Source organism: Bacillus sp. AFS077874 (assembly GCF_002566505.1).
Taxonomy (GTDB): domain Bacteria; phylum Bacillota; class Bacilli; order Bacillales; family Bacillaceae_G; genus Gottfriedia.
In genome coordinates, this window is record NZ_NUYF01000007.1 from 606,723 (window position 1) to 618,868 (window position 12,146).

Annotated in this window: 10 protein-coding genes; 6 read left to right on the plus strand and 4 right to left on the minus strand. The window is 33.4% G+C overall.

Annotated features, from left to right (window positions below; translation table 11 throughout):
- Positions 1-152: 152 nt before the first annotated feature.
- The 4 genes from jag to rpmH form a co-directional block, all read right to left on the minus strand.
- Entirely contained in the window at positions 153-791 is a 639-nt protein-coding gene (gene jag / locus COJ46_RS08875; protein WP_097976415.1) for an RNA-binding cell elongation regulator Jag/EloR, read from the minus strand.
- Positions 788-1,573: a YidC family membrane integrase SpoIIIJ gene (gene spoIIIJ, locus COJ46_RS08880; protein WP_069033639.1), complete on the minus strand. Its 786-nt coding sequence runs from the start codon at positions 1,571-1,573 to the stop codon at positions 788-790. Before spoIIIJ ends, jag begins: the two co-directional genes overlap by 4 nt.
- A 39-nt stretch (positions 1,574-1,612) precedes the next feature.
- A complete protein-coding gene (gene rnpA, locus COJ46_RS08885; RefSeq protein WP_088012678.1) occupies positions 1,613-1,993 on the minus strand; it encodes a ribonuclease P protein component in 381 nt (126 codons plus the stop codon).
- A gap of 141 nt (positions 1,994-2,134) precedes the next feature.
- Positions 2,135-2,269 carry a 50S ribosomal protein L34 gene (gene rpmH / locus COJ46_RS08890; RefSeq protein WP_097976413.1) on the minus strand — a complete coding sequence of 45 codons (135 nt, stop codon included), beginning with the start codon at positions 2,267-2,269 and terminating at the stop codon, positions 2,135-2,137.
- A gap of 744 nt (positions 2,270-3,013) precedes the next feature.
- Between rpmH and dnaA the strand changes: the two genes are divergently transcribed.
- The 6 genes from dnaA to gyrA all read left to right on the plus strand — a co-directional run bounded on the left by dnaA (position 3,014) and on the right by gyrA (position 11,806).
- On the plus strand, positions 3,014-4,360 hold the full coding sequence (gene dnaA, locus COJ46_RS08895; RefSeq protein ID WP_097976411.1) for a chromosomal replication initiator protein DnaA: 1,347 nt from the start codon (positions 3,014-3,016) through the stop codon (positions 4,358-4,360).
- A 156-nt stretch (positions 4,361-4,516) separates the two neighbouring features.
- Entirely contained in the window at positions 4,517-5,662 is a 1,146-nt protein-coding gene (gene dnaN / locus COJ46_RS08900) for a DNA polymerase III subunit beta (protein ID WP_097976410.1), read from the plus strand.
- 218 nt (positions 5,663-5,880) lie between these two features.
- Positions 5,881-6,099: a S4 domain-containing protein YaaA gene (yaaA, locus tag COJ46_RS08905; RefSeq protein WP_069033635.1), complete on the plus strand. Its 219-nt coding sequence runs from the start codon at positions 5,881-5,883 to the stop codon at positions 6,097-6,099.
- Between the two features lie 17 nt (positions 6,100-6,116).
- Complete coding sequence (gene recF / locus COJ46_RS08910) at positions 6,117-7,238, plus strand: DNA replication/repair protein RecF (protein ID WP_097976408.1); 1,122 nt, start codon at positions 6,117-6,119, stop codon at positions 7,236-7,238.
- Between the two features lie 98 nt (positions 7,239-7,336).
- Complete coding sequence (gene gyrB, locus COJ46_RS08915) at positions 7,337-9,256, plus strand: DNA topoisomerase (ATP-hydrolyzing) subunit B (protein WP_097976508.1); 1,920 nt, start codon at positions 7,337-7,339, stop codon at positions 9,254-9,256.
- 69 nt (positions 9,257-9,325) lie between these two features.
- On the plus strand, positions 9,326-11,806 hold the full coding sequence (gene gyrA / locus COJ46_RS08920; RefSeq protein WP_141437791.1) for a DNA gyrase subunit A: 2,481 nt from the start codon (positions 9,326-9,328) through the stop codon (positions 11,804-11,806).
- The last annotated feature ends 340 nt before the right edge of the window (positions 11,807-12,146 follow it).

The window sequence follows — 12,146 nt, forward strand, 5'->3', positions numbered from 1 at the left end:
GGAGCATGTTAAACTAAAGTTAACATGTTACTTCTAAATCTATAGCATAGCATAAAGAATTTTATAATTGAATGTTTTTATATTATAACCGTACGAAAGTACAAGTAAACTTAAATGACTTGAATGAAGAACATTAAAAAACCAATTAAGGCTCAGCCCTTAATTGGTTTCTTTAAATCTATAACTAATTGACGATGCGGATCTTGCCCTACAGACTTTGTAGAAATATTTGGCATATCTGTCAGTATATGATGTATTATTTTTCTTTCGAAAGAAGGCATTGGCTCTAAAGAGATCGCTTTTCTTGTTTTTAAAACTGTTTGAGCAGTCCTTTTTGCAAGAATTTCTAGTGACTCCTTACGTTTTAATCGATAATTCTCTGCGTCAACGACAACATGAATCAATTGTTTTGAATGACGATTTACAAATGTTTGAACTAAGAATTGAAGAGCATTTAAAGTATTACCTCTTTTTCCAATAATAAGGGCAACTTTATCACCCTTTACTGTAAATAAGAAGGTTTGTTCCTTCGTACCTTGCAATTCGAAATTTACATCTGCAGTTTCATCAAGACTTTTAACAATATTTAAAAGGTAGTCGTATGCTTTTTCGATTAAAGTCTTCTTTTTAACAACTAATACTTTAGCAGGTTTAGCACCAAATCCTAAAAATCCTTTTTTGCCGTCTTCGATTACTGTAATTTCTACGTCTTCTTCTGTTGAACTAAGTTGCTGAAGTGCTATTTGAACTGCTTGTTCGATTGTTTGACCAGTAGCAGTTACTTCTCTCACTTACTAGCCCCTCCTACATTGTTATTTTTAACAGTAGTATTACCTCTATTAACAAATAATGTTTGAAGAATCATAAATGTATTACCAACTACCCAATATAAAGCTAAAGCAGATGGAAGTCTAACAGCAAATATTAAAATCATGATTGGCATAACATAAAGCATGATTTTCATTTGTTGAGCAGCAGGTCCCGTCATTGAACCAGTACTCATTGATACCTTTTGTTGAATGAAAGTTGTAATACCAGCGATGATTGGTAAAGCATAAATTGGATCCGGATGTCCTAATTGGAACCATAAGAAGTCATGGGCTTTAATTTCCATTGTTCTCATAATTGCATGATAGAAAGCAATTAAGATTGGCATTTGAATAAAAATTGGTAAACAACCAGATAGTGGGTTTACACCATGTTGTTGGTACAACTTCATTGTTTCTTCATTTAATTTTTGGACAGTTTTTTGGTCCTTAGAAGAATATTTTTCTTTAAGTTTGGCCATTTCAGGCTGGATTGACTGCATCGCTTTCGTGCTTTTAATTTGTTTAATCATTAACGGTAGTAATGCTAAACGGATTAAAAGTGTTACGACGATAATCGACATTCCATAACTTCCACCAAAAATTTTAGATACAGCTGTGATTAACCATGATAGTGGATAAACGAAATACTCATTCCAAATCCCCGTACTTTCAGATGTAATCGGTTGGTTTGTTTGCGAACATCCAGCTAACACGACTACTAATAAAAGAACTGTAACTAGCAATTGGTACTTCTTAGTCTTCAAACTAGTTCCTCCTTTAAGAAGTTACATTTAAATATGTAATTACTTAATTTGATTTTTATCTAATTTATGTTTTGAATCACGTATTTTAAGCGCTTCCGCCCTTTTCAACACATGAATTAAACTTTTTTTAAATTCATTAAAAGGTAGTTCAGTACAGGGCTTTCTTGCGATTACAACATAATCCATATTCACACGAAGATCATCACTTAATTCAGTAAGAGCTTGTCTTATATACCGCTTAATATGATTTCGCTCTACAGCATTACCTAACTTCTTACTAACAGATAATCCTATACGAAATTGCTTTTGATCTTCCTTTTTTAATGTATAGATTACAAATTGTCGATTTGCAGTTGACGATCCCTCTTGAAAAACGCGACTAAAATCTGCATTCTTTTTTATTCTGTTTTTCTTGTTCATGTTCTACTGACACCTCAAATGATTCCTTCAATTATCATAACAATTTTTTTATAAAAAATGAGGCCTTTTTTACTTACAAATTGTGACATAAAAGCAAAAAAGGCCTTCTTATTAGTGAAAAAGACCACTGTTGACAGTGGCCTACGCAGATAATACTTTTCTTCCTTTACGACGACGAGCAGCTAGAACTTTACGTCCATTTGCAGTGCTCATACGGTTACGGAAACCATGTACTTTGCTGCGTTTACGTTTGTTTGGTTGAAATGTTCTTTTCATTATATGACACCTCCCTGAGGAATTACTGTTATAGACAGTCCTATAAATTATAAAGAATAACTACTATTAATGTCAATGTAAGATGTTAAATCATGATGAATAATTATTTCCAATTTATGAAGAATGGTTGATCCAGTGAGTTTTAATAGGAAAAAAATAAAATAAAGTCACCTATTTAATATAAGAAATGCGATTTACTCCTATCATTTCCCTTCAATAAATTTATAAACGATTAATCTAAGCAAAAAAATGGTGTCGAAAGATTTTTTGAAACGTGCTTTTAAGTGAATAAAAAAATCTACAAAAAACTACTACTTTCCCTTTTCTTAAAATTGTTAAGTGCTCTGTGGATAATATTTTTCAACATATTTTTTACCCACAGCAGTTACTGACAACTTTTACACAAGTTCTTTTTCTGTGGACAATTTTTTTAAACAAGTGGATTAGCATGTGGATAACATTAACTATTCATTGAAATAGCTAAAGATTTTTGATATTATTAATTTGTTTTCCACTTTGGACAAGTTGTTTATTATTTTTATTTGTCCACAGATGTTAATAACTTGTGGACAGGTTTTACACTTGTACCATTTTAAAGTTATCCACATGGGTGAATACTGTCAAATAAAGTGGTTTTTTGCAGTTTTATAAAATAACGCATATTCAAAGACATGAATAAAAATAAATACTTAATTTGTGTGCTTGTACAAAAGTTGAACAAGCTTTGTAAGGAGGGATTACTGTTTGGAGAATATAGGGGATCTGTGGTCCAGGGTTCTAGCAGAAATAGAAAAAAAAATAAGTAAACCAAGCTTTGAAACATGGCTAAAATCAACAAAGGCATTTTCTTTAAAGAATGATACTTTAACAATTATTGCCCCAAATGAATTCGCCCGTGATTGGCTTGAGTCAAAGTATTCATCATTGATAATGGATACAGTTTTAGAAATAACTGGAGCCGAATTAGAAATTAAATTTATCCTTCCTCAAAATCATGTAGAAGAAATAGAGATGAATATACCGGCAGTTAAAGCAAAAGTAAAATTTGAGGAACCAGTAGAGTTCAATCAAAGTATGTTAAACCCTAAATATACTTTTGATACTTTCGTAATTGGTTCAGGTAACCGTTTCGCCCATGCAGCATCATTAGCGGTTGCTGAGGCACCTGCAAAAGCCTATAACCCATTATTTATATATGGGGGCGTTGGGTTAGGAAAAACCCACTTAATGCACGCAATTGGACACTATGTACTTGAGCATAATCCAAATGCCAAAGTCGTTTATTTATCATCAGAAAAGTTTACAAATGAGTTCATTAATTCAATTCGTGATAATAAAGCAATTGAATTTAGAAATAAATATCGTAATGTAGACGTACTACTTATAGATGATATTCAGTTCTTAGCTGGAAAAGAACAAACACAGGAAGAATTTTTCCATACGTTTAATACTCTTCATGAAGAAAGTAAACAAATCATTATCTCAAGTGACCGACCACCTAAAGAAATTCCTACATTAGAAGATCGACTTCGTTCACGATTTGAATGGGGCCTTATTACAGACATTACACCACCGGATTTAGAAACTAGGATAGCGATCTTACGTAAAAAGGCTAAGGCCGAGGGGTTAGATATTCCAAATGAGGTAATGTTATATATAGCAAATCAAATTGATACAAACATCCGTGAATTAGAGGGAGCACTTATTCGCGTAGTTGCTTATTCATCGTTAATTAATAAGGATATTAATGCTAGTGTGGCCGCTGAAGCCTTAAAGAATTTAATTACAGCAACAAAACCTAAAACAGTATCAATACACGATATTCAACGAACAGTTGGAGAATTTTTTAGTATTAAATTAGAGGATTTTAAAGCAAAGAAACGTACAAAATCCGTAGCCTTCCCAAGACAGATTGCAATGTATCTTTCAAGAGAGCTTACAGACCATTCTTTACCTAAAATAGGAGAAGAGTTTGGAGGCCGCGATCATACAACTGTTATTCATGCGCATGAAAAAATTTCAAAATTAATTGAAACTGACTCACAGCTGCAATCTCAAATTAAAGAAATCAATGAAAAATTAAATCAGTAGAGTTATTTACCTGTGCATAACTTTCTATCTTTTTTACACAGTCTATCCACATGTTGATAGACTTATTTTTCTTTAATAAAATAGAGTTATCCACAAATTCACAGGCCCTACTACTATTACTATATTATTTTATAAATTATATAAGGAGTACAAACAATGAAATTTACTGTACAAAAAGATCATCTTGTTAAAGCTGTACAAGAGGTTATGAGAGCTGTTTCATCAAGAACAACTATTCCAATCTTAACTGGTATTAAACTAGTCGTTACAAATGAAGGACTAACTTTCACAGGTAGTGATTCAGATATATCTATAGAATCTTATTTACCAACAGTATTAGATGACCAACAACTAGTTGATGTAAAACAAACTGGAAGCATTGTATTAAATGCTCGATATTTTAGTGATATTGTAAAAAAATTACCTTCAGATTTTGTCGAACTAGAGTCTGATAATAATTATGTAACAACAATAAAAGCCGGAAAAACTGAATTTAGCTTAAATGGCTTTGATTCTGAGGAATATCCACTACTTCCTCAAATTGAAGAACATGAAACAATTTCTATTTCTGCAGATTTATTAAAATTTATGATTCGTCAAACAGTTTTTGCAGTATCAACTTCAGAAACTAGACCAATTTTAACCGGTGTAAACTGGAAAATCGAAAATGGTGATCTAACATGTATAGCGACAGATAGCCACCGACTAGCTTTAAGACAGGCTAAAATTGACGGAAGCTCTACAACAAGTGAATTTAAAGCTAGCGTAGTAATTCCTGGGAAAAGTCTAAATGAATTAAGTAAAATTCTAGATGACAATGATGAAAAAGTTGAAATCGTCTTAACAGAACATCAAGCTTTATTTAAGACAAAACATCTATTATTCTTTACCCGATTATTAGAAGGAAATTATCCGGATACATCAAAGTTAATTCCAAGTGAAAGTAAAACGGAACTAACTGTAATGACCAAAGAATTCTTACAAGCTATTGATCGTGCTTCCTTATTAGCAAGGGAAGGTAGAAATAATGTTGTTCACCTAGAAACGGTTGGTAACTCAGTGGTCAATGTTTCTTCGTATTCTCCTGAAATCGGTAAAGTAGTAGACGAGATTGTTTGCGAGGATATTAAAGGCGAAGAGTTAAAAATTTCTTTTAGTGCGAAATATGTTATGGATGCATTAAAAGCAATTGAAAGCCCAGAAATTTATATTCAATTTACGGGGGCTATGAGACCATTTTTAATTCGTACTGTAAATGATTCAAGAACATTGCAATTAATTTTACCAGTTCGCACATACTAGTTAGTAAATACTATCGAAAGGGGCTGACCTAATAGAATGTACTAGCAATCTCCAACCAGCAGAATGAATAAGGAATTTATTCTACAAATTTGTTTGGGGAGTGCATAGTACATTTAGGTCAGTCTTTTTGTACTTAATAGACAAAATAAGGGTTAAGTGTTTTTTTTCTTACAGAAGTTTAGTACAATTAAGGAATGGATAAATGAGGGTGATAAAAAATGAAAACAGAAAAAGTTAAAATAAATACAGAGTATATTACATTAGGTCAATTTTTAAAGCTTGCGGGTGTAATTGATACAGGCGGAATGGCTAAATGGTTTCTATCGGAGCATGAAATTTTTGTGAACAATGAACCTGAGAACAGAAGAGGAAAAAAATTAGTCCTAAATGATACAATTTCTATAACTGGAAAAGGTTCGTATATTATAACTTCATAAGTTTTGGGGGAATCCCATTGTATATTAAAGATTTACAACTAAAACAATATCGTAATTATGAAAAACTTGAATTAAATTTTCAAAATAATGTTAATGTCATTATTGGTGAGAATGCTCAAGGTAAAACAAATTTAATGGAATCCATTTATGTGCTAGCTTTAACAAAGTCTCATCGAACAAGTAATGACAAAGAAATGATACGTTGGGATGAAGAATATGGTACAATAAAGGGTACGTTACAGAAAAAAAATCAGCAAGTAACACTACAGCTAATCCTCTCAAAGAAAGGTAAGAAAGCAAAGCTGAACCATCTTGAACAGATGAAGTTAAGTCAATATATAGGCGTGATGAATGTCGTTATGTTTGCACCGGAAGATTTACACTTAGTAAAAGGTAGTCCGCAAGTGCGTCGTAAATTCCTAGATATGGAACTAGGACAAGTTTCGCCTGTTTACCTACATGAACTGAGTCAGTACCAAAGAATCCTCCAACAGCGAAATTCACTACTAAAAACATTACAAACTAGCCGAGATCGGAACTATTTAATGCTTGAAGTCCTAACATCTCAGCTTGTAAAACATGCCGTAAAAATAATTGAAAAACGAATTTCGTTCATCAAATTACTACAGGATTGGGCATCGCCTATTCATAGTCAAATTTCTAGAGAGACCGAAAAGCTAGAAATTATATATAAACCAAGCATTAATGTATCAGATTTAACACATTTGACGAAAATGGAAGATGAGTACATAAAACAATTCGAAGCTGAAAAAGAGCGTGAAGTATCAAGAGGTACTACATTGCTTGGTCCGCATAGAGATGACCTAGTTTTTATGGTAAATGATAAAAACGTTCAAACTTTTGGATCGCAAGGACAGCAGCGGACAACAGCTCTTTCATTAAAACTAGCAGAAATTGAACTGATTAAAGAGGAAGTTGGAGAATATCCTATTCTTTTATTAGATGATGTTCTTTCAGAGCTAGATGACTATCGTCAAACACACTTATTAAATGCAATTCAAAATAAAGTACAGACTTTTGTTACAACAACAAGTGTCGACGGAATTCAGCACGAAACGATAAAACAAGCTAATATTATAAATGTTTCACATGGAACAATTATAAGTACTTCTCGATAAATAATTTATGAAATTTCTACTACGCCGCCTAATAAGCATAGCTGAAATTTACTAATTCTTTTATGTAAAATAAAAAAAGTAGGTGAGTGTTCATGACAATGGATCAAAAAATGCAAGAACATAATTATGATGAAAATCAGATTCAAGTTCTTGAAGGTTTAGAAGCCGTACGTAAAAGACCGGGTATGTATATCGGTTCTACGAGCGGAAAAGGATTACATCACTTAGTATGGGAAATCGTTGATAACAGTATTGATGAGGCATTGGCTGGATACTGTGATGAGATTAATTTAATAATTGAAGAAGATAATAGTATTACAGTTAAAGATAATGGCCGTGGGATTCCAGTAGGTATCCATGAAAAAATGGGTAGACCTGCACTAGAAGTAATTATGACGGTACTTCATGCGGGTGGAAAATTTGGCGGTGGTGGATACAAGGTATCTGGTGGATTACACGGGGTAGGTGCATCAGTAGTAAATGCTTTGTCTACTTTGCTAGAAGTTCATGTACATCGTGAAGGTACTATTTATTATCAACAATTTTCTAAAGGTATACCTGTTGCAGATATGAGTATCGTTGGTGAAACTGATGTTACGGGTACAATTACTCATTTCAAACCTGATGCAGAAATTTTCACTGAAACGACAGTTTATGACTTTGATACATTAGCAAACCGTTTAAGAGAATTAGCGTTCCTTAATAGAGGTATTCGCTTAACAATCGAAGACCGTAGAGAAAACAAACAAAAGAAAGAATTCCATTACGAAGGTGGAATTAAATCTTACGTTGAACATTTAAATCGTTCTAAAGAAGTAATACATGACGAACCAATTTTTGTGATTGGTGAAAAAGATGGAATTAGTGTAGAAATTGCACTTCAATATAACGAAAGCTATACAAGTAATATTTACTCATTCACGAATAATATTAATACACACGAAGGTGGTACGCACGAGGTTGGGTTTAAAACAGCTTTAACTCGTGTTATTAATGATTATGGTCGTAAGAATGGTTTAATTAAGGAACAAGATAGCAACTTATCGGGTGAGGATGTACGTGAGGGATTAACGGCGATCGTTTCTGTTAAACATCCAGATCCACAGTTTGAGGGACAAACAAAAACTAAGTTGGGTAATAGTGAAGTTCGTACGATTACAGAGCAAGTTTTTGGAGAAAACCTTGAAAAGTTTTTATTAGAGAATCCGACAGAGGCTAAAAAAATAGTTGAAAAAGGTTTAATGGCGGCTAGGGCTCGAGTTGCTGCTAAAAAGGCTCGTGAATTAACAAGAAGAAAAAGTGCTTTAGAAGTATCAAGTTTACCTGGGAAATTAGCTGATTGTTCTTCAAAAGATTCTTCTATTAGTGAAATTTATATCGTTGAGGGTGACTCAGCGGGTGGAAGTGCTAAACAAGGACGAGATCGCCACTTCCAAGCAATTCTTCCTTTACGTGGAAAAATTATTAATGTAGAAAAGGCTCGACTTGATAAAATTTTATCAAATAACGAGGTTCGTTCAATGATTACTGCTTTTGGTACTGGAATCGGTGATGATTTCGATATCGAGAAAGCACGATATCATAAAATTATATTGATGACGGATGCTGATGTAGATGGTGCCCACATCCGTACTTTATTGTTAACGTTCTTATATCGTTATATGCGTCAAATCATTGAAAGTGGTTATATTTATATTGCTCAACCACCTTTATATAAGATCCAGCAAGGGAAAAAAATACAATATGCTTATAATGATCGACAAATGGATGAAATTATGTCGACTTTAAATGCAGTACCAAAACCTGTTATCCAACGATATAAAGGTCTAGGTGAAATGAACCCTGAACAGTTATGGGAAACTACAATGAATCCAGAAACTAGAACGTTACTACAAGTTAACCTTCAAGATGCAATCGAAGCGGATGAAACGTTTGAAACATTAATGGGTGAAAAAGTAGAGCCAAGACGTAACTTTATTCAAGATAACGCTAAGTATGTAAAGAATTTAGATATTTAATAAGTATTTGTAAGGAGCATTATGCTCCTTTTCTCAGGTAGATACGGAAACTAAAGGGAGGTGCCGATGTTGAGTGAAAATCAACAAATTAAAGAAATAAATATTAGTCATGAAATGCGTAATTCCTTCCTAGATTATGCAATGAGTGTAATTGTTTCTCGAGCGTTACCAGATGTACGAGACGGCCTTAAGCCTGTACATAGAAGAATTTTATATGCAATGAATGATTTAGGTATGACAGCTGATAAAGCCTATAAAAAGTCAGCGCGTATCGTTGGTGAAGTAATTGGTAAGTATCACCCACATGGTGACTCTGCTGTATATGAAACAATGGTACGTATGGCTCAGGACTTTAACTTCAGATATATGTTAGTAGATGGCCATGGGAATTTTGGATCAGTCGATGGAGACGCGGCAGCGGCGATGCGTTATACAGAGGCTAGAATGTCTAAAATTTCGATGGAATTGATTCGTGATATTAATAAAAACACGATTGATTTTCAAGATAACTACGATGGTTCAGAAAGAGAGCCAATCGTTCTTCCTGCACGATTCCCTAACTTGTTAGTAAACGGAGCAACGGGTATAGCGGTTGGTATGGCCACAAATATTCCTCCGCACCAATTAGGTGAAATAATTGATGGTGTTCTTGCATTAAGTAAAGAGCCAGAAATCACTACACAAGAATTAATGGAATATATTCAGGGGCCAGATTTTCCTACATCAGGTATGATTCTAGGTAAAAGCGGTATCCGCAAGGCCTATGAAACTGGTAAAGGCTCTATCATCATTAGGGCAAAAGTTGAAATTGAAGAAAAAGCAAATGGTAGACAAACAATAATTGTTACAGAGTTACCATATCAAGTAAATAAAGCTAAGCTTGTTGAACGAATTGCTGAACTAGTTCGAGATAAGAAAATAGAAGGTATTACTGATTTACGCGATGAATCTGATCGAAATGGTATGCGTATTGTCATTGAAGTTAGAAGAGACGCTAACGCAAATGTACTTTTAAATAATCTATATAAACAAACTGCTCTTCAAACAAGTTTTGGTATTAATTTATTAGCACTTGTAAATGGTGAGCCAAAAGTTCTATCCCTAAAGAGCTGTTTAAAACACTATTTAGACCATCAAATTGTTGTTATTAAACGTAGAACACAGTTTGAGTTAGAAAAAGCAGAAGCGCGTGCACATATTTTAGAAGGTTTGAAGGTTGCTTTAGACCATTTAGATGAGGTAATTAGTTTAATTAGAGCTTCTCAAACAGGAGAAATCGCTAAAAATGGTTTAATGGAAACTTTTAATTTATCTGAAAAGCAAGCACAAGCAATTTTAGATATGAGGTTACAACGTTTAACAGGTTTAGAGCGCGAAAAAATTGAAGAAGAATATCAAGAGCTAATCAAGTTAATTGAAGAATTAAGAGCAATTCTTGCGGATGAGGAAAGAGTTCTTGAAATAATTCGAGAAGAATTAACTCAGCTAAAAGAGCAGTATAATGATAAACGAAGAACAGCAATTGTTCCTGGTGGACTTGAAATCATTGAAGATGAAGACTTAATACCAGTGGAGAATATTATTGTAAGTTTAACTCATAATGGATATATTAAACGTCTTCCAGTTTCTACTTACCGATCTCAACGTAGAGGTGGACGTGGTATTCAAGGAATGGGTACTAATAATGATGACTTCTTAGAACACTTACTAACACCTTCAACACATGATACAATTTTATTCTTTACGAATAAGGGAAAAGTATACCGTTCAAAAGGTTATGAGATTCCAGAGTTTAGTCGTACTGCTAAAGGATTACCGATCGTAAACTTACTAGAAATTGACCGAGATGAAAATATTAACGCTATTATTCCAGTAAGTGAATTTTTAGAGGATTGGTACCTATTCTTTACAACAAAACAAGGAATAGCAAAACGTGTACCTTTATCTGCCTTTGCAAACATTCGTACTAACGGGTTAATTGCAATTAATTTAAAAGAAGATGATGACGTAATATCAGTACGTCTAACTGACGGAACAAAAGATATTGTTGTCGGTACTTCAAAAGGTATGATGATTCGCTTTAATGAAGACGATGTTAGATCAATGGGAAGAACGGCAACGGGTGTTAAAGCAATTACACTTTCTGATGATGATTATGTTGTTGGAATGGAAGTTGTTGAAGAACACTTAGATATTCTTGTTGTTACGGAACTTGGTTATGGTAAGCGAACTGCACAGGAAGAATACCGTATTCAAAGCCGTGGTGGTAAAGGTTTAAAAACGCTTAATGTTACAGATAAAAACGGTAAAATGATTTCATTAAAATGTGTAAGTGATGAACAGGATTTAATGTTAATTACTGAGTCTGGTGTAATGATCCGTATGCCAATTGAGCAAATTTCACGTTTAGGTCGAGTTACCCAAGGTGTTAAATTAATAAAACTTGATCAAGAAGGTCATGTTGCGACTGTAGCAATTGCTGCAAAAGAAGAAGAGGTAATTGATGAAGAAGCTGAAAATGAAGATGAAATTGAAACAACAGAAGAATAATTGAGCGGTTACTAAAAAAGAGAGGACAATTAGGTTCTCTCTTTTTTTTTTGACTGTATACTGATGAATCATTAAAGCTAGAAAGAGTAAGCGCCGGAAACACTTTCCACAATTTGTTTTTGATCTTACTTATTTTATTTTGATTAGTATACCTACATTATTTGTACTACTTTAGACAAGGGGGAAAATGCTGTCGTGAAGGGGATTTTAATGAAGCACAATGTTTTGTTTATTTTTTTTGAAATTATATTATAAAAACTATTGACCAAGGTTGTTGGATTTGTTATTATATAGAAGTCGCCAAGAGATACGGACGACAAAATGAACTTTGAAAACTAAA

What these genes read in the sequence shown, in the direction of transcription:
- rnpA (WP_088012678.1), bottom strand. Translation starts at nt 1,993, where the DNA reads ATGAACAAGAAAAACAGAATAAAAAAGAATGCAGATTTTAGTCGCGTT.
- yaaA (WP_069033635.1), top strand. Translation starts at nt 5,881, where the DNA reads ATGAAAACAGAAAAAGTTAAAATAAATACAGAGTATATTACATTAGGT.
- dnaN (WP_097976410.1), top strand. Translation starts at nt 4,517, where the DNA reads ATGAAATTTACTGTACAAAAAGATCATCTTGTTAAAGCTGTACAAGAG.
- rpmH (WP_097976413.1), bottom strand. Translation starts at nt 2,269, where the DNA reads ATGAAAAGAACATTTCAACCAAACAAACGTAAACGCAGCAAAGTACAT.
- gyrB (WP_097976508.1), top strand. Translation starts at nt 7,337, where the DNA reads ATGGATCAAAAAATGCAAGAACATAATTATGATGAAAATCAGATTCAA.